Annotated in this window: 21 protein-coding genes and 1 pseudogene; all 22 read left to right on the top strand. The window is 65.3% G+C overall.

Going from position 1 to position 18,680, the window contains the following annotated elements:
• The first annotated feature begins 4 nt into the window (after positions 1-4).
• The 22 genes and pseudogenes from QM748_RS06295 (at position 5) to QM748_RS06190 (ending at position 18,680) form a co-directional block, all read left to right on the top strand.
• On the top strand, positions 5-889 hold the full coding sequence (locus QM748_RS06295; RefSeq protein ID WP_415246174.1) for a hypothetical protein: 885 nt from the start codon (positions 5-7) through the stop codon (positions 887-889).
• Entirely contained in the window at positions 886-1,191 is a 306-nt protein-coding gene (locus QM748_RS06290; protein WP_415246173.1) for a hypothetical protein, read from the top strand. Before QM748_RS06295 ends, QM748_RS06290 begins: the two co-directional genes overlap by 4 nt.
• Before the next feature lie 71 nt (positions 1,192-1,262).
• Positions 1,263-2,369, top strand: a complete 1,107-nt coding sequence (locus tag QM748_RS06285; protein WP_415246172.1) for a head maturation protease, ClpP-related — start codon at positions 1,263-1,265, stop codon at positions 2,367-2,369.
• Between the two features lie 17 nt (positions 2,370-2,386).
• On the top strand, positions 2,387-2,740 hold the full coding sequence (locus QM748_RS06280) for a head decoration protein (protein ID WP_415246171.1): 354 nt from the start codon (positions 2,387-2,389) through the stop codon (positions 2,738-2,740).
• 18 nt (positions 2,741-2,758) lie between these two features.
• Positions 2,759-3,574 (top strand): annotated as a pseudogene (locus tag QM748_RS06275) (major capsid protein); the annotation flags it as partial.
• Positions 3,575-3,611: 37 nt separating this feature from the next.
• Entirely contained in the window at positions 3,612-3,758 is a 147-nt protein-coding gene (locus QM748_RS06270) for a major capsid protein (RefSeq protein WP_415248028.1), read from the top strand.
• A gap of 298 nt (positions 3,759-4,056) precedes the next feature.
• On the top strand, positions 4,057-4,689 hold the full coding sequence (locus QM748_RS06265) for a phage tail protein (RefSeq protein WP_415246170.1): 633 nt from the start codon (positions 4,057-4,059) through the stop codon (positions 4,687-4,689).
• Positions 4,686-5,150, top strand: a complete 465-nt coding sequence (locus QM748_RS06260) for a hypothetical protein (protein WP_415246169.1) — start codon at positions 4,686-4,688, stop codon at positions 5,148-5,150. The genes QM748_RS06265 and QM748_RS06260 overlap by 4 nt, the downstream gene beginning before the upstream one ends.
• A 31-nt stretch (positions 5,151-5,181) precedes the next feature.
• A complete protein-coding gene (locus tag QM748_RS06255; protein ID WP_415246168.1) occupies positions 5,182-5,739 on the top strand; it encodes a DUF4124 domain-containing protein in 558 nt (185 codons plus the stop codon).
• An 80-nt stretch (positions 5,740-5,819) separates the two neighbouring features.
• Positions 5,820-6,602 (top strand): hypothetical protein, encoded by a 783-nt coding sequence (locus tag QM748_RS06250; RefSeq protein WP_415246167.1) that lies wholly within the window; start codon positions 5,820-5,822, stop codon positions 6,600-6,602.
• The gene (locus QM748_RS06245; protein WP_415246166.1) at positions 6,599-6,961 is read left to right on the top strand and encodes a hypothetical protein; all 363 of its coding nucleotides are present in this window, start codon (positions 6,599-6,601) and stop codon (positions 6,959-6,961) included. Before QM748_RS06250 ends, QM748_RS06245 begins: the two co-directional genes overlap by 4 nt.
• Positions 6,962-7,060: 99 nt before the next feature.
• Entirely contained in the window at positions 7,061-10,147 is a 3,087-nt protein-coding gene (locus QM748_RS06240) for a phage tail tape measure protein (protein WP_415246165.1), read from the top strand.
• Positions 10,144-10,659: a hypothetical protein gene (locus tag QM748_RS06235; protein WP_415246164.1), complete on the top strand. Its 516-nt coding sequence runs from the start codon at positions 10,144-10,146 to the stop codon at positions 10,657-10,659. Before QM748_RS06240 ends, QM748_RS06235 begins: the two co-directional genes overlap by 4 nt.
• Positions 10,660-11,667, top strand: a complete 1,008-nt coding sequence (locus QM748_RS06230) for a hypothetical protein (protein WP_415246163.1) — start codon at positions 10,660-10,662, stop codon at positions 11,665-11,667.
• A complete protein-coding gene (locus QM748_RS06225; RefSeq protein WP_415246162.1) occupies positions 11,664-13,661 on the top strand; it encodes a hypothetical protein in 1,998 nt (665 codons plus the stop codon). The genes QM748_RS06230 and QM748_RS06225 overlap by 4 nt, the downstream gene beginning before the upstream one ends.
• Positions 13,658-14,065, top strand: coding sequence for a hypothetical protein (locus QM748_RS06220; protein ID WP_415246161.1), 408 nt, complete (start codon positions 13,658-13,660; stop codon positions 14,063-14,065). Before QM748_RS06225 ends, QM748_RS06220 begins: the two co-directional genes overlap by 4 nt.
• Positions 14,066-14,067: 2 nt before the next feature.
• The gene (locus QM748_RS06215; RefSeq protein WP_415246160.1) at positions 14,068-14,388 is read left to right on the top strand and encodes a hypothetical protein; all 321 of its coding nucleotides are present in this window, start codon (positions 14,068-14,070) and stop codon (positions 14,386-14,388) included.
• Entirely contained in the window at positions 14,385-16,100 is a 1,716-nt protein-coding gene (locus QM748_RS06210; protein ID WP_415246159.1) for a hypothetical protein, read from the top strand. The genes QM748_RS06215 and QM748_RS06210 overlap by 4 nt, the downstream gene beginning before the upstream one ends.
• Positions 16,101-16,109: 9 nt before the next feature.
• Positions 16,110-16,448: a hypothetical protein gene (locus tag QM748_RS06205; RefSeq protein ID WP_415246158.1), complete on the top strand. Its 339-nt coding sequence runs from the start codon at positions 16,110-16,112 to the stop codon at positions 16,446-16,448.
• Between the two features lie 135 nt (positions 16,449-16,583).
• Entirely contained in the window at positions 16,584-16,784 is a 201-nt protein-coding gene (locus QM748_RS06200) for a hypothetical protein (protein WP_415246157.1), read from the top strand.
• Positions 16,748-17,914, top strand: coding sequence for a DUF2116 family Zn-ribbon domain-containing protein (locus QM748_RS06195; RefSeq protein WP_415246156.1), 1,167 nt, complete (start codon positions 16,748-16,750; stop codon positions 17,912-17,914). The genes QM748_RS06200 and QM748_RS06195 overlap by 37 nt, the downstream gene beginning before the upstream one ends.
• Entirely contained in the window at positions 17,904-18,680 is a 777-nt protein-coding gene (locus QM748_RS06190; RefSeq protein ID WP_415246155.1) for a hypothetical protein, read from the top strand. Before QM748_RS06195 ends, QM748_RS06190 begins: the two co-directional genes overlap by 11 nt.

The raw sequence follows: 18,680 nt of genomic DNA, 5'->3' as shown, positions 1-18,680 counted from the left end.
CAACATGAGCGCCTTCTTCTCGCCCGGCTTCTTCGATCCTGGTTTCTTCGACACCGGCGCCGCCACCTCCACGGTTGTCGCGGACGCCGGCCTCGCATATGCGGTGCGGCGCGCCGCGCAAGCGGAATCCACGGTCAGCTACAGGATCCGGGGTGGCGTTCAGTCCGGCGCCGACATTCGCTATGCGGTGCGAGGCGTTGCAGGGTCTTCTGCCGCGCTGGCATACAGTGTCCGAGCGGCGGCAGAAGCGAGTGCAGCGGTCTCGTACACGGTCAGTGCTGGCGTGCGGGCCGAGGCGCAGCTCTCGTACCGCGTGCGTGGATCGGTCCATGCCGATGCGGTGCTTGCTGCGGCCATCCGTGGGGTCGCACGTGGAGACGCGCCCGTTTCGTACCGTGCTCGGGGGCGGGTCGCAGCCGATGTCGAAATCCGCTATGCCGTCCTGTCGGCCAGTGCTGTCCAGGCCGACGCCCCCATCCAGTACGGCGTGTCCGGCGCCGTCGGCGTGGAGGTGGTGCTCGGGTATGCAGTGCGTGGTGCCGTGCAGACGTCTGCATCCGCCTCTTATGCCATCCGCTCGCCAGCGTTCGCCGATGCGGTTGCGCATTACCTTGTCCGGCAGGCGGCTCGGGCTGATGCCGGTATCGCGTACCGCGTCCTCGAGCGCGAGGTCGTCACCGCGGACGCCAGCATCGCCTATCGCATCCTCGAAGGCCTGACCGTGCAGACGGATGCGCCCATGGCCTACGCAGTGCAGGGCAGGGCGCAGCAGGATGCTCGCCTCGCTTACTCCATCGGCGACGCCCAGCGCCCGCCGACGCACCGGATCTACGCCGTGCCAGGTCCCATCCGCATCTACGTCGTGCCCTTCGCTGAGACCCCAACATGACCCGCTCCGCCTTCGTTCGCCTTTCCGCCGGCACCCTGGTCATCTATCAGGGGCCGCTCGACCAGCTCGATTACGGGCTTGACTACTCCGCGTTGCTCAAGGGCGACCCCATCGTCAGCAGCGCGTGGGAGGCCGATGGCGACATCACCGTCGACCGCTTCGCGGTGCATGACGGTGCGGTCGCCTCGGCATTCATCAGTGGCAGCCAGGGGGTCGTCACCAACACCGTCACCAGTGCGGGTGGGCGGCGGAAGGCGGTGTCGTTCTGTGTGGTGCCGCCCCTGACCGCCGCCTGCGCGTAACCGGACATCCGTGTAATGGCGCCGAAATTCAATCCCGCGCACGATTCCCCCATTATCAACGGAAACCAGCCATGAAAAAGAAACCCTGGTTCGCCTGGAACCTTGCTGACGACGGTCGCAGCGCCACCATTCGAATCAACGGCGTCATCGGCGACTGGATGGAAGGCCGCACCATCGAAAGCCTCGATTACGAACTGAAGTGGGCGGCCGACTCGGTCAACGAGATCGTCGTCCGCATCACGTCGTTCGGCGGCAAGCTCAGCGAAGCGCTCGCCATGTACGGCGCGCTCAAGCGCCATCCGGCTCGCGTGGTTGCCATCATCGAAGGCGTTGCCGCCAGCGCCGGCACTATCATCGCCATGGCCGCCGATGAAATCCGCATCTACGCCAATGCCAGCATGATGGTGCATGGCGTTTCCATCACCACTGAAGACGGCGAAGAGGTCGAAGACGCCGAGGCCGAGCGCGTCCTCAACGCCAGCATCATCGAGACCTACGCCGCCCGCACCGGCAAGACACCCGAAGAACTGGCCGAAGCCATCGCCGGCGACACCTGGATGACAGCCCGCGAGGCCGTCGCCGCGGGCTGGGCAGACTCGGTGATCGAAATCCGAGAGCAACCCGACGCAACATCCGCGCTTGCTGCCAGCCCGCTGGAGGCCATTGCCCAGGCGCTCGAAATCCCGGCCGACGTCCTCGCCCGCGCCGAAGCGCAGGCCGCGGCACCTGCTGCTGATCCGCAGCCCGACCCCGCGCCCGTCGATCCGTCCCCGGAGCCCGAACCGAGCCCGCCTGCCGCCGCAACGGCCAGCTTTGCCGCCCAGGTCAATGCCCTGGCCGTCGCCGAAGGCCTGGGTGACTACGTTTCCGCCTGGCTGCTCGACGGCAGCATCACCACTACCGCCCAGGCCAAGATCGCCATCGCCGAAGCTCGCGAAGTGCGCGACCTCTGCGCCTTCGCTGGCGTGGCCGACGCGGCCGCCGGCTACATCCGCGGCCGCAAGTCGCTGCCCGAAGTTCGCAAGGCACTCATCGACGCCCAGGCCGCCGAGGCTGATGCGCGCCACACCGACACGCACCCGCGTGCAACCCCCGATGCCAAGGCCCCGCAGGCCCAGGCCAAGCCTGCCGTGTCGGTCGACAGCATCTACGCGGCCCTCAACAGCAACGTCCGCTAACCCCAGGAGATCCACACATGCTCACCGAAAAATCCCGCGCCGGGCAGTTCCTGCTGGCCGAAGCCAACGGCACCATCAGCCGCGAACTCATCACCATCGCCGAAGGCCAGGGCGTACTGCACGCAGGCCAGGTGCTCGGCCAGATCACCTCCGGTGACGACGCCGGCAAGTTCGGCAAGTACAGCAACGCCGACACCACCACCGGCCTCGGCACCGCCGTCGCCGTCCTCTACGACGGCGTCGACGCCACCGATGGCGACGCGCCCGGCGTCGGCATCTTCCGCCACGCCGAAGTGAAGGAAGCCGAGCTCACCGGCATCGACGCCGCCGGCAAGATCGACCTTGCCGCCGCGCAAATCATTTTCCGCTGATCACAGGAGATAGCCCACATGGCTACCATGGACGTATTCAACGACGACGCCTTCAGCGTCACCACCCTCTCTGCCGCGATCAGCGAGGCGCCGTTCCAGCCGACTCGTCTGCTCGAGCTCGGCCTGTTCCGCAACGAGCCCATCGAAACCACCGACGCCTGGTTCGAACTCGACGGCGACACCCTGCGTCTGGTCAAGGCCGGCCAGCGCGGCGCTCCCGGTGAAACCCGGCCGCGTGGAGCCCGCCGCGCCGTTGCATTCCGCAGCAAGCACCTGAAGCGCGACGACGCCATGATGGCCGATGAGGTCCAGAACGCCCGCGCCTTCGGCCAGCAGTCCGAAGTCGAAACCGTGCAGGGCAAGGTGCTGCGCATCGGCGGCCGGCATCGCCGCGATATCGAAACCACCATCGAATTTCATCGCATGGGGGCGCTGAAGGGGCTGATTCTCGATGCTGACGGAACAACGGTCCTCGAAGACCTGTATGACAAGTTCCAGGTCGCAAAAATCGATCACGACATGAACCTCGATGTCGACACCACCGACCTGCTGAAGATGGTGGTGCAGGCCAAGCGCAAGAGCGAAGACGTGCTCGGCGCCTCCTACGTCAGCGGCTTCCGCGCCTTCTGCGGTGACCAGTTCTTCGACGACTTCGTCGCCCACCCCGAGCTCAAGACCTCGTACGAGCGCTGGCGCGACGGCGAAGTCCTGCGCACCGACGTGCGCGCCGGCCTGACGTTCGGCGGCGTCACCTGGGAAAACTACCGCGGCAGCGTCGCGGGCGTGCCCTTCGTCGCCAGCGACGAAGCCATCCTGGTGCCCGAAGGCGTGCCGGACATGTTCCTGGTCGAACTATTCGCCGGCCGACTACATGGAAACGGTGAACACCCCGGGCCTGCCCTTCTACCTGAAGACCGAAGCCATGCGCATGAACACTGGCGTCGACATTCAGGTGCAATCCAACCCGCTCGCCATCTGCACCCGGCCGCGGGCCATCATCCACCTCAAGCGCACCTGATGGCCCGGGCCTCGGCCGCATTCGCCCGCATGCATGACCGCCTGTTCGCCCATTTCGGCGAGCAGGCGGTTTTGCGCGAGGGCGAGTGCGTCGAGGCCATCATTACCGAAAACGTCGAGACCGTCGGCGGTTACGGCGAGGTGCCCGTGCTCGTCACCACCGCCACGCTGCGCGCCAGCGTTCAGCCTCGCAAGGGCGACCCGCTCGACATCATCGGCGGCCGCTGCTGGGAGCTCGACGCCATGCTGCGCGGCGATGCCCGCGTGCAGGAATGGATCCTGCGTGATCGGCCCGCCTGATGAAAATCAACATCGTCGGCGTCGAGGCGCTCAAACAATCCGCCAGCCGCGTGCGCGACATCCCGGCCGCGCTGGCCCGCGCGGAATACCGTGCCGTCAATGCCGTCGCCAGCACTACCATGACGGCCGCCCGCCGCGGTATCGCCGCCGAAATCAACCTGCCGGCCAGCTACATCGGCCAGCAGATGTCATTGCGCAAGGCTCGACAGAGCAAACCAGAGGCGGAAATCCGTGTGCGCGTGAGACACGTCCGCCTTGCCCGCTTCGCAGCGCGCCAGCTCACGGCGCCGGTCAAGCACATGTATCGCAGCGTCGGCGATCCCAGCCGTGGCATACCCTGGGGCCGAAAATCTGCCGGGGTCTCAGTCAAGGTCAAGCGGGCAGGAAGCCGCGAGGCCATGCGCGGCGCCTTTCTGTTGCCATTGCGTGCCGGCAATGCCGACGGCGGCAACGGCATGGGCATCTTCATCCGTGTCGGCCGTGCCAAGGGTGCCATCGAGCACAAGTATGGCCCCAGCCCGGACCAGCTCTTCCGCCGCTGGGCCAGCACCAATACCGGCGACATCCAGACCAAGCTGGCCGCCGCCATCAATTCCCAACTGAAATACGAACTCACCGGAAGCCGGAGATGAGCAAAGCCGACAAGATCGCCGAGGCCCTGCGTGCCCGGCTCATGACCATCACCCGCGGCAACGGCTATGCCACCGATCTCGGCAAGCACGTCTATGAGGGCAAGCAGCAACTGGACCCCGAGTCGCTGCCCGCGGTCGTCATGATCGAGCCCGAAGACACCGTCGGCGAAACCAAGGGCCGTGATGGCAGGCTGCCCGCCGGAGTCTGGGCACTCAACACCCAGCCTTTCCAGTTCGACGCAGTTGCCCGCTGCGACCCCGACAACCCTAACCGCGTCGCGCGGCTGCTGATCGCCGACATCAAGCGCGCCATCTTCTCCGACGATCTTACCCTGGGCGGCCTGGTCACCCGCATCGCCTATACCGGCCGCATCATCGATGCCCGGTCATTCGGCAGCGACATCGTCGCGGCTGGCGTGGCGATCGAGGTGATCTTCCAGGAAAACCTCGCGAACCCATGAGCGTCTAAAATGGATATTTTTGGGGCTCGCCATGAACCGGATCGCATTCTTTTTATTGATGCTGTTTGCATCGACGTGTAACGCCCACGTCTATAAGTGTTCCGAGGGCGGGAAAACAGTTTTCTCGGACAAGCCTTGTGGCGAGGAGGCAGAAACCATCGATGTCGCCCCCGCGGCTGGGCGAAGTTGGCAGGAACGCCAGCAGACTCAAAGGCCCGTTCAGAAAGAGCAGCCCTCAAAGGAATCTCCGCAAGAGCGCGCGGCGCGGGCAAAAAAATTAGAAGACGAGCGGAATGCACGTTGGGAAGTTCAGGACGCCGCCCGAGAAGCGGGAGCCGAAAGGGATCAGGCATACCGAGCGCGCATGGCCGAACTGCGGCAGCGAGCGTGCGGAAGCGCTGAGACAGTAGAACTGCGTCTTGGAATGACCGAACGCTTCGTCAGAACCTGCACATACACGCCCAGTCCGCGCTCAATCAATACCACGACCACGGCACAGAGAGAGGTAGTGCAATGGGTGATGGGCGGCGATGGCGGTTACCGATTCATTTATTTTGAGAACGGGGTCGTTTCCGCTATCCAGCACTGATCCCAAGAGGACATCCATGTAATGGCGCCCATGTTGCCATTGCTCCAGACTGATCCGACACATCAGACAGGAGCAGCAGCATGTTGGAATACATCTCCGGACAAGGCCGATTCCTCGTCGCCCCCCGCAACATCAACGGCATGCCGGGGCCGATGATCTGGCAGGGCGATGCCCCATCCTTCGAAATGATGATGGAAGAGGACGTCTACGAGCGCAAGGAAAACTACACCGGCATGCGCGCCCTCGCGGTTCGCCGAACCAAGGAAATGAAGTGCAACCTGTCGGCCACGCTCGTGCAGATGGACGAGGACGTCGCTGCGCTGCTCACACGTGGCGAGGTCATCACCCAGGCCGTCACCCCGATCGTCGATGAGCCTATCACCCACAGCGCCGAGCTACCGCCGCTCGGCGCCTTCCTGATGCTCGGCGCCTTCGACGTTTCCGCCGTCACGATCAAGGATTCCACCAGCGGGTCGCCGAAGACGCTCGAACAGGACGTCAACTACATCCTCGACGCCAAGGGCGGCACCATCGAAATCGTCGATCTGACCGAAAACGGCCCCTTCGTCGGCCCTTTCACGGCCAGCTATACCCCGGCTGCGGTGAAGGCCATCAAGCTCCTGTCGGCCGCCGAGCGCGAGTATTGGGTGCGCTTCCTCGGCGTCAACACCGCTGCCGAAGGCAACCCCCGCATGGTGGGCGACTGGTACCGCGTTCGCTGGTCGCCGACGACGGGCTTCGGCTTCATCCAGGAAGAAACCGGCGAATTCCCAATCGAGGGCGGCGCCCTGGCCGATCCCACCAAAAAGCCCGACAGCAACCTCGGCCAGTTCGGGCGAATGTTCCTCGAGAAGCGCGTATGACCGAGCAGACCCGCATCGGCCTGCGCGAGGTACTGCCAATCGGCGACGGCGACACGCTGCGGTCCGTCATCGTGCGCGAGCTCACCGTCGGCGAGTTTCGCGCGTGGCTTGCCTCCGTGGTCGCTGGTGGCGACCGCGACGCGCTGCTGGCGGTGCTGCACGAGGGCCTGGACGCCGCCGACCTGCCGGTATTCACCAGCCTCGAGCCGGCCGACATCGAGCACCTCACGCCCTCGCAAATCCGCGAAGTGTGGGCCAAGGTCCGGGCGCTCAACGCGGATTTTTTCGAGGCGCTCGGACGGCTCATCGAGGCCGGCCGCCCGAGCGACAGCTCACCGAGCTCGAACGCGCCGTCGTGAGCCTCGCCCAGATCGGCCACGGCGCGGGCGTCTGGGCCTACCCGTGGCGGGTCTTCATGACCGCCTGCAAGGTCGCCAGCGGAAAATCGAAGTGAACGCATGAAGGCAAACCAGGACGTCACCCTCCGCATCAACACCGAAACCTCCGGCGACGGCAACGTTCGATCGCTGGCGGACGAAATCGACCGGCTATCCGAAGCCGGCGGCGAGCTTGCGCCCAAGTTCCGGGCGCTAGCCGAAGAACTGCGCAAGATCGAATCCACCCAAGGGCTGGTCGAGGCCTTCGCCAAGCTCAAGCGCGAAACCGGCGAAGCCGCCACTGCGCTGGAGCAGGCCCAGGCCAAAGCTCAGGCGCTCGGGCGTGAATTCACAAACACCGAGAACCCCAGCCGCGCCCTCACGTCGGAGTTCTCCCGCGCACGGAAGGAGGTCCAGCAGGCGCAGGCTGCACTGCAGGCCAAGCAGGTCGCGCTGCAACGCATGCGGGGCGACCTGAAGGCGGCCGGCGTCGATACCAAGAGTCTGGCCGAAGCCGAACGCCGCCTGCGCGAAGAACTGGTCGAGATGGAGCAGCGCGGCCAGATCGCCACCCAGGTACTCGGCGACATGGGCCGCGAAGCCCAGACCACGGGCGCCGATCTGGGCGAACTCGCCAAGCAGGGCGAATCCGCCTCCGAAGCCTTCGCCAACGCCGCCGCGAATTTCACGGCCGGCACCGTGGCGATCAAGGGCTTGCAGGGCACATTCGGCCCGGCCACAAAGCTGGCGGTGGACTTCTCCACTGCCATGGCGAAAATCCGCACCAACGTCGATAACCCCAGCGACATCCCCGGCCTCGGCGCTAAAATCCGCGAGCTCAACCAGCAGTTCGGCACAGGCCTCAACAGCAATGCCGAGGCACTGTACGACATCGTCTCCGCCGGCATCACCGACACGGGGCGCGCCGTCGATACGCTGACGGTTGCCAACAAGCTGGCTATCGGCGGCATTACCGACGTGGCCGTGGCGGCAGACGGCCTTACCAGCACCCTGAACGCCTACGGCGAGGCCGCCGGTACGGCCACCAACGTGTCCGATGCCTTCTTCGTCGCCGCCCTGGCCGGCAAATCCGGCATTGACGAACTGGCCGCCGGCATCGGCAAGGTGGCGCCGCTGGCCGCGCAAACCGGCACCAGCCTCGACGACCTGATGGCCGCCATCTCCACGCTCACCCTGGCCGGGGTGGAAACGTCCGAGGCCATCACCCAGGTGCGGGCCATCCTCACCGCCGTGGTCAAGCCCAGCAAGCAGGCGGCCACGCTGGCCGAAGAACTGGGCCTCAACTACAACCTCGCCGCGCTCAAGGCGCAGGGCTTCGCCGGCTTCCTGGAGCAGATGCGGAAGGCCACCGGCGGCAACGCCGACCAACTCGCCATCCTGCTCGGCAGCACCGAAGCCCTCAGCGCCGCCCTCGCGCTGACGGGCGGCCAGGCTGGGCAGTTCGCCGACATCCTCGATCAAATGGCCAACAAGGCCGGCAGCACCGAGGCGGCATTCAAGACTATGACCGACACGCCTGAGCATTCCATCAGGCTCTTCAATTCTGCGTTGGAGGACACACAGCTTGCTGTCGGCCTCGCCGTTACCTCGCTCACGCCGCTGCTCGAGGGCATCACCGCTATCATCGGCGCCTTCAACCGCCTGCCGGATGGCATCCAGACCACCGTCGCAGCGCTCGGGTCGGTCGCGGTTGCCGGGCCGGTCGTGCTCTTCGCCCTCAAGAGCTATGCCGCTGCCTGGCAGTCCCTCCGCAAGGCCATGGCCATCAGCGCGCCGGCTGCAGTTGCACGCAAGGAACTGACCGCCACCGCTGCAGCAGCGACTGCATCCGCAGCATCCATGACGCGGGCCGCTGGTGCTGTCAGCATCCTCGGCCGAGGACTGAGCCTGCTGGGCGGGCCGATCGGTCTCCTGCTCGGCGCGGCGGCGCTGTTGATCCCCGCGTTCACCAAGACCGGCGATGCTGCCGAACATGCTGCGCAAGGCACCGGAGACCTGGCCGAGAAGCTCACCGAAGACGCAGAAAACATTGAGGAGGCCGGCCGCCGCATCGCCAAGGCAGAAGAAGACAGGCTCGCCGCAGCCAGGGAACATGCCAACAAGCTCACCCAAATCAAGGCGGAAGAAACCGGGCGTCTGCAGGTTCAACTGAATTCCCAGGTATTGGCTTATCGTGAAACGAACAAGGCCATCGAGACCGCCCAGCGCGCCCGCGAAGCCGCCGAGAAGCGGCGCGCCCAGCTCAAGCAATCGAACAAGGAATTCGCCGAAGGCCTGGGGCAGGGCGGCAGCAAGCAGAAAACCGGCCTGGATGCCCAGTACCAGATCACCCAAGCCAGGGGGGCCCTCGGTCGCGGCGATCTTGAAGGCGCGATCAAGCAGGCCGAACGCGCTAAGCAAATCGTCCAGCAGCTCGATCAGTCCGGCCAGGAAAGCGCCTACGTGCTGCAGTACCTCGCCAAACAGATCGCACAGGTACAGGACGAGGCCGCCGCCGGCCTCGAAGGCGAAGCCGACGCCAACATCAAGAAACAGCAGGCCCATGCCGAAGAGCTCCTGAAACTGATCACCCAGACGGTAGCCGACGCCGAGTATCTCAAGATGCTTGAGATCGGCTTCGACCAGGCGGGCGCTGAAGCCAGCGCCGATCAGCTCCGCGCGGCCCTCGAAGCCAAGCTGGCCGCCAACCCCATCGTGATCCCCACGGTAATCGTGGACCCCGTCACCCCGGATGCCGCCACCAGCCGCCTGCTCGGTGATACCCCCGCACGCGCCTACGGCGGCCCGCTGCCAGGCACCAACCGCGGCGATCGCAGCGACCACGTCGTCTATCGCGGCACCCCCGGTGAGTGGGTCATCCAGCGCCCGGCCGTCCGCGTGTGGGGTGACGAGAACATGCGTCGCATCAACCGCGGCGAAATGCCCCGCTTCGCCTACGGCGGCGAACTTGGCGGCATGCCGCTCGCGGCCCGCGTCGCCATTCCCAGCGTCGAAACGCCCAGCCCAGCCACACTTCCGCCGCTCACCGGCCGGCCGTTGGTGCTGCCGGACGGTTCGCAGGTGCCGGTATATACCGACGCGCGCATCGAAGAAAAGATCGTGAGCATGTTCACCAAGGCTGCTCTGCAGGTCGGGAGGCGCCGGTGAGCGTTGAGCTGAGCATCAACGGCCAGACGTTGCCATTTGCCGTCAACACCGAGATCCAGCAGACCTACGAGGATTTCGGCGGCTTCACCCTGCTGCGCCTGGGTGCCGGCGCCGCGGTGCCGCAGCAGTCCTGGCGCAAGACGCGCACGACGCTGTCCGCCCAGGGCGTCGCCCCGCCCGGCCTGGACGCTATCGACTGGATGCAGCCAGTCACGCTCGGCTGCGTCGCCGCGCGCTCGATCCAGTCCGCCAGCAACATCATCAACATCCCCGCCGAGCGCCGCACCGACGCGCCGCCCTACGGCTGGGCCGTCCTGTCCGATGGCCTGCTGAAGCCGACGCCTGTCGCCGTTTCCGGCAACACCGCAACGCTGACGCCGATCCCCGGCGCGGCGGGCTACCAGGTGCTGTGGTATCCGCTGCTAACTGTGCATGCCATCACCGGCGTGCAAGTGAGCTACGACGCCGCCGGCGCAGCAGCGACGTGGGAACTCACCTGCGAGGAAATCTGAATGCCCCACATCGCCCGCGACCTGGTCGAGGTCTCCACCACATCCACCGGCACTGGCAACCTGACGCTCGGCGCCGCCCTGGCCGGCCGTCAATCGCTCGACGCTGCCGGCTTCGCCACCGGCGATCGCATGACCTACCGCGTCGCCAACGAGGCCGGCACTGCGTGGGAGATCGGCGTCGGCACGCTGACAAAGTCGGGCGCGACCTGGACGCTGGCCCGCAACATCGTGCAGTCAAGCAGCAGCGGCGGCGCAAAGATCAATTTCACCGCCGGCACGAAGCATGTCGCGTGCGTCGTCTCGGCAGCATGCGGGGTGCTCGTCGGCCTGGAGTTCGATTCTGTTCCTCCCTCCGTCATCAGCGGCGGCATCGCCGCTGGTCGGGGCGCCACCGCGAACAATGGCGGTGTCGCCTTCGGGTCCGGGGCCGAGGCTGCTGCTTATGCGGTCGCCCTCGGGCGTCTCGCGAAAGCGACCGGGCAGGGCAGCGTGGCGCTGGGCGACAACGCCCAGGCCGTCGGATCGTCTTCAGTGGCATGCCCCGGCGCACGGGCGCAAGGCGAAATGAGTTTCGCCTTTCCCGGCGCCCGCACGGAAAAATCCGCCGTCGTTGCCCAGGGTGGATACGACTTTGCGCGGCTGTCATGGGTCGGGCAGACGTACTCGGGCAACGGATGGACAGATACGCTGCAGGATTCCAACTCCTCGCGGCTGCGGCTGCCCGGCACGGCCGGTGTCGCGTTGCTGGAGATCGATGTCATCGGCGCCAGCGACACCGATGTCTATGCTGCCAAGGTTTCAGCGGTGGTCCGCTACGGCTCGGGTGTCGCGCTCGACGGTGCGCCCGTTGTCGCCGTGACGCGAGACACCACCGGCGGCGAGGCGTCGATCACGATCAAAACCGGCCCCAGCGCGGGTGACACGATCGAAGTCACAGTCAGCTCGGGATCGTTCGATAATTTCCGGTGGGTCGGCCGCATCGGCGCGGTCGTCAGCTACAACTCATGAGCATCGGCCTGTCGCCCATCGGCCTGGCCGCGATCGGCGCCAGCGCGGCATCGGGTGGTGCGCCGGAGCCGGAAGACGAGTTCGTCACAACGGCCTGGCCCATCATCGTCGAGGCCGCGCCGATCGTCGTCACGCCCTGGCTGGTGGCGGTGCAGCCCGTCCCCGTCGAGCAGGTCGTCACCACATGGCCCATCACCGTCGCGGCGCCTGCCGTCACCAGCGCAGCATGGCCCGTGCGTGTCCTGCCGGCCGATGTCGTCGGCGGCCTGGACGGGGCCGCGGCCTGGGCAGCCGCGCCGTCGGGCCGATGGTCGGCGCTCGTCACGGTCGGTGCCGACGACGTGTCCGCGCGCCTGGTCGGCCCGGTGAGCGTGTCCGTTGCCGCAGACGCCGCCCGCGTCGCCGAGATCGCCTGGCTGCCCGTCGCCGCGCTGGCGCCGCTGGCGCTGGTCGGGCAGCGGGTCAGCATCGCATTCGCAGAGCAGGGCGGTAGCATCCAACTGCTGTTTTCCGGCGTAGTCGATGTGCCGTCCGTCGATCTCGCCACCGGTGCCATCTCCTGCCGTTGCACCGACCAGGCGCAGGAAATCTGGTCAGCAACGTCCCGCACGATCATCGACGGCCTGGTCGGCGGTCGTTGGCATCCGGCCCTCGGCGATCCCAAGGACAGCTTCGATTACCTCGGCGAGCGCATCCAGTCGGTCGGCGCGTCCTGGGCGCTGGACGTGCGCCAGCAGCCGCGCGTGCTGCCGTGGCGCAGCCCGGCGCGCACGCTCACCGTCCGTACCGCGGACACGATCGACGGCAGCCTGTCGGTCGATCTGCCCAGCCGCGACCAGCTCCGCACCCGCATCGTCTGCCGGCTGCAGTACCGCTACCCGCTGCTGCGCTATCGGGGCGTGCAGGCGCAATACCGGCAGTCCCTGGCGTTTTTCCTGCCGTGGTATCACAACCTCACAGGCGACATGCTGCAGGGGCCGCGGCTCTGGATGACAACGCCGATGGTCGAGGGCGCGGCGGGGAGCCTGCCTGGCTTCGATCTCGCGCGCCTCGATATCGAGCACCCTAGTGCGGGTACGTATCAAACGTCGAGGCCCTCCTACAGCTCGATTCCGAAATATGAGTCGGGGATGGATGGGGCGTACTACATCATTCGGCCAGACGTCGCCCCCGCGCTGGCGCTCGGCTTCTCGGCCCGCTACGTCGCACGCTGGCAGCAGAGCATCACGCACGACTACACCGTCACGGTCGTCTGGCCCGAGCTCGAGGCCCAGCTCGGCCCGCCGGTCGAGGAAGAGATCGGCGCCAGCCTGGACGCGGAGTTCGATCAGCCCGACTGGGGGCGCGACCCGACCGTCGCACCGCACCTGCCCGATCAACTCGGCGTCGGCGATGCCGCGGTGGCTTGGCAGCCCGACGGTGCCACCCTCGCCGACCGCGACGAGCTGCTGCGCGCACTGCTCGATCGCGCCTGGGTCCGGCTGTGGTCCGCCAGCCGCTCCGGCCGCGTCCATTTCTCGCTGCCGTGCCGGCCGGACCTCTGGCTGGATACTGCGATCCGGCTCGAAACCGAGCGCCTGCGCGCACTCGGGCCCATCGTCGAAATCGAGCATGTGCTCGACACCGGCTCCGGCCGCGCCGTCTCGGACATCACGCTAGCCGTCGGCATGCCCGGCAACGTCCCGGCCCCGCAGCCTGCATGGACGCTGCCAGCCGAGCCGGCCGACGGCTACCGGCCGCCGCTGTCGGCCTGGTCCTGCCGCATCGACACCTTCGTCGGCGGCAACGCCGGCGCGGCGACATTCGACGACGAAACCATGATCGGCTTTTCGACGAACGACGAGGGCTCGATGTCGGGGGTCGAGTACTACCCCCACCAGTTGCGCATCCAGGCCCCCGACCTGGCCGCCGAAGACCGCGATCCGCGCGAGCTGACCGCCGCCACCGAGATCGCCGTCGCGATACCGACCGACCTGCTGGAGATCCTGCCATGACCATTACCTGGGGATTTTTCAACGACCCCGCGCTCACCAGCCCTCAGACCGAGGGCGTCACGATCGCCGCCACGCTTGGCCCCGTCGATCGCGTCATCTACTTCGGTTCGCCGGTGTCCGGCAAGACGCTGCAGGCGTCCTCGTCGCCGGGCGCCTCGGCGATCACCATCGCGCCGATCGACGCCACCCCGGCCACCGGCGCCGCCGCCTCGCAGGTCAAGCTCGCGCTCAGCGCGGCCGGCCTCGATTCCGCTGTCGGCGGTGCGAGTGTCGATGTCGGCCTCGCGCTCGCCAGCGGCGCCGCCAATGCGCTCGCGATCTACGTCCGCACCGTGCAAGGCGGCCTGCCGATCGGCCTGCATGCTGATCTGTCCCTCGCGACGAATCCCGTCGTCGAGAGCTGATCATGGCTCGCGCATCCTCGTCCGAGCTGCAGCGCGCCATCGACCGCCTGCTCAAAAAAGAGCCGGGCTGGAAGAATTTCATCCCCAAGCCCGCCGTCGGTGCGCGCCCGGGCGGCATTGGCACCGGCCAGCCGGCATCCGGCGGCAGCACAGGGGTGACGCTCGAAGAGCGCGATGCCAGCCTGCGCACATACCACGCCGGGAGGCCGCTGCGCAGCGTCAACGGAATTCTGACTTTCATCGAAGAGCCGATCGAATCGATCACGCTGGTCGACGGGAAAATGATTTTCGCCGACCCAGGCGCAGGCGAGGGCGAACCATGAACCGCTGCAGCCCCACCCGCTACCCGCTCTCCCGCGTCGTCAAATTCGGCGACACTTCGCACGGTCTCTACGATGCGGAGACTGGCAACATCACGACGCCCGACGGTGTCGTGATCCCGTGCCCCAGCGAGCCGCCATTCGGCACAGACTCATTCGTCGTGCGCGTCCCCGGCACGCCGCCGCTGCCGCCCGTCTCGCCGGAAGAGGCCGCCGCCGACACCGCCGCCGGGCGAACTTGGCTTGATTACGGGATCATCTCGGGTGCCAATCGGCGGATGTACGGGGCTCGGCTGGCGCGCAGGCTCCCCTCGAACTCGCCGGAGTCTGCATGGATTTACGTTGACGAGGACGGCGCCCGCTGGCTCGTCCGGATTCGGAACATCATCGACGGCGCCCGGTTTTTTCGGCTGACATTCCGCAAATTCGGCCACATCGAGCACGGGCAGGCTGTCGGCGAGGTTGTGCAGACTATCGATGTGCCATCCAGCCTGAGCCTCGACGTCATCACCCGCGCCCGGGAGTTTCATACCTCGATGCACGGCCGGCCGTACCGGGCATGCATCGAGGCGATTTCGAGCCGCGGGCATCGTGTAGTCGTGCTCAGTCATCAATACGACTACACCGAGTCATACGGCACAAACGGGGCGATTGCCTTCGAGCATCTCGTCAGCAACGGGTTGGTTGACCCCGTACAGCACACCTCGGCGTCGATCGGTAGCCGGGGGGCTGAGATCGAGCTGCAGGGCGTGCCGCCGAATGTGGAAGCAACTGTCCGACCGTTGATTTCAGGGACCAGCAGCACGCCGCAGAGCCTCGATGTTTTGCTATGGCATGGCGACGGAAGCGGCGGTATCGCAACAACGCCAGCCGTTGCCCTGCCCGGCGACACGACCAGCGATGTTTTTGCGCGTACCCTCCCGCCGGGCACTCCGTTTGTGCCGGGATGGTCGATGGGGCTCATCATGACAATGCCGCCGGGGGTTATAACGTACAACGTCGAGGGCCGAAGGCTAGTCGGGGCGTACTACGACAACGACGACGATTTGCAGCTTGTCGATGTCGTTTTCACGGGCCAGGTCACGACGTCGCACAACTTGTCCCTGCACCTGTTCGAGGGCGCCAGCAGTACAAGGTACACAGCGATCACCTCCGTCGAAATTTCGGGCGATATCACGCTCAGTTGCGCGGATGGCGTCAGCATTCTGTATAGCGTCACGGAATCGTACGAATCCTCGACTCTGCCGGGTGAGGGGTATTCCGCCACCGCCGTAAATTACGCTGTCGGCAGCGTTTCCGGGGCGGTGAATTATGGTTCGGTTATCCCCGATTTCCCCAATGTGCAAATTGCGCCAACGGGTTTTGCGGTAGGCGTGTTCGACGGCGGACTCAACAGAGTTTCAACCGTCGCGAGCACCGGGCTGCTGCGTAATGTAACGGGCGACAGCATGATCGACCGTTACGTGTCAGATATTTTCCTCCCCACCACTCACAATCTATTTGAGGTGCTGCCCCTTCGGTTTGGCTCTCGCTGCTGGGGCCTTGGGGTGCGCGATCTCGACGATGGTCAGCTTCACTTGCTCATGCTCGCATCGCCGCAACAGTACAAGCTGGTGCACAAATCAGGCGTCACCGCTGCTGACCTGGGGTGGGCCTGCGCCCACCCGGTAACGGGCGAGATTATCGACGGGCCGACGGCCAGGTGCTTCATTTAATGGATTGACATGACCTCCAAGCAGATCGACGACGGCTATGTGGCTATCACATACGAAGACCGCGGCGGCACCCTGAGGGCGATCGATCATGTGCCCCGTGACAATCGTCCGCCGTACATTGCCATCGGCGACGTCACGCGCATGAGTGCAGACGTCTGCAAGCTCGCCGGTTTCAACGGCCGGCTCACGCGGCGCCACCTGCGCCTCATCGTCCGTCTGCTGGGCGAGCAGGGGTATCGCGTCGCGTACATGGACCGCCTGGACGGGCACCGCATGCCGGGTGCAGAGCAGATCGAGTCCGGCGATTGGGCGGGGTGGTGGCGGCTGGATCTGCAAAAAGTCGCATAAAATGATTGACAGTGGATGTTTAAACGTCCATAATAAGGCTTATGGAATGCAGCACCGTGTTCCATCTGAGTCGGCAGATTCCGGCCCCAGCCACGGTAGCACTCGATGCTATACCGGGCGTGTAGGAGCAAAGAAATGGCCAAGTTCATCATCACTGAAAAGCAAGACCTCAACAGCACCCGTAAAGGGGAAATCGTCGAGGCGAAGGATCTGACTGGCGCGAAGCGTGCTGCCAGCCGAAGCCAGCTTTTCCAAGGCACGGTGCTGACCGTAGAGTCGGAATCCGGCGTGCTGTTGGCATGGAAGCCCGCAAAGGCATCCTGGATCAACTCATAATCATGACGCGCGTCTGCAAAATCTGCGGGGGCGCCATGCCCCCGGGCGCCAATCCGCGCTCCCGGTATTGCAGCGATGAATGCCGGGAAGAGCGGGATCGGCGCCGTTCGGCGCAGCGTGACTACAGTGCTTACGAGGCTGTGCGGAAAGAGGTCCGTCGTAAGGCGCGGAAGCACCGCATGTGCCGCGTCTGTGGCAATCAAATTCCGCTCGATGCGGGCCCGCGTGCGCTGACATGCAGCGAGCGCTGCAGCCTGGAATTCCACCGACAGCGAGAGCGCGAACGGTACTACCTTGAGCGAGATACCGATCGATGGCGCGCAGTGCGTGAAGAGTATCTGGCTCGCCTGCACGAGCGGCGGGCGTCGGATTCCGCCTTCGATGCTCAGATTCGCGCCGCTCAACGACAAGCAAATGTACGGCTGAGGGCGGCGATCAAAGCCGACCCCATCCGCGCCGCTGAGTACAAAGCCAGGCGTCAGGCGCAGCGTGATGCGATGACACCCGAACAGCGGGCGGCTGAACGCGCCCGTAGTCGCGCCTGGTATGCGTCCCTCTCGAGGGAAGAGAAGGTGCGTATCTATTACACGGCACGGGCCATGCGCGCGCTAGAGCGGATGCAGGCAATCGGCGATGAGCTTGCGCGCCGGGCGCAGGCTGGATCACAGGAATCCAAAAACGTAGGAGCAGCCATGGCAGAAAAATACACGATCTACGCAGGGCCGCCATTAACCGCCGCCTTTGTGGGATTTGAGCAACAGCGTAGCGGCCGGGTCAATCAGATTGCCGCCGACTGGCTGGAAATGGTCGCTGCGTTGGCGCCCAAACTAACCCTGACCCAGTGGTCCGCCGTTTTGGACATTTTCAGCGATGGACGTCTTGATGACGACGCTGCGCTGAAATATGCATGGGCCGAGATCGATGGCCATGAGAACGATGGAAAGTGGGGGAACGACATGCCATTGCTGGTTGAGAGAATCAGAGCGCTGAGCCACGCCGAACTGCTGGCAATGCGGGAGATCGTGCGGCGATTCTGGAGCCTTGTCGGGGGGCACGACCGCATCGATGCGATGCGTCTGGCCGGCATTGAATGCATCGAAGCTTCCATGGGTGTAAATAATGACGAATGAAATTGTGAAGGTGCAACCCAAGGGGATGCTGTCCCCTTACGAGCTAAACAACCTCAGCACGCAGGAACTACGGGCTGAACTGGCCCTATCGCTCACCATGAGCGCTCGCCACCTCGCGTACCTGGCCTCGGTTTGGGGAGAGCTGGAAAAGCGTGGTGAAGACCTGAGCGATCTGCGCACCGGAATGGCCGTCTATCTTCCGCAGATTGCCTCCGGTCGGCTGGATGCGGAGGCTGTAGTACGCTTTGCTGGCATGCCCACCGTGCTTCGTAGTCTCGCTGGCTTGCCCATTGAAGAGCAGCAGGCCTTGGCGAAAGGGAGGCCGGTTACTGTGCTGACCGTCGATTCCCACGGGCAATACACTACCGAAGACCTCCCGGCATATACGCTCACCGCGTCACAAGCGCGGCTTGCGTTTGACGGAGACAAGATCCGAAGCCCGACTGAACAAAAGGCAGTTTTGGAAAACGCCCGCGTACGGAAGATAGCTCGTGCTCGACCGGGATCAGCGGCAAGTCGGGTTCGCTATGACTCAAGTGCAGACGTGATACGCATCGGCCGCGCATCCGCAACTGTTGGCGAAGTCGCTGCCGCAATAGCTGAAGCTGCAATTCCGTCTGACGGCGACAATGTCGATCTTGATGCAGCGGTCGTGGTCAAATTGACAGAGACCGAGCATCGTATGGTTAAAGCACGTGCCGCCGAAGCAGGGCAGACCGCCCAGGCATTCCTGCGTAGCGTCGTTAAAGCCGCGCTGATTGTGTGA

The organism is Thauera sp. (assembly GCF_047601425.1).
Classification (GTDB): Bacteria; Pseudomonadota; Gammaproteobacteria; order Burkholderiales; family Rhodocyclaceae; genus Thauera.
The sequence above is the reverse complement of the archived record's forward strand: the minus strand, read 5'-3'. Positions and strand labels throughout refer to the sequence as shown.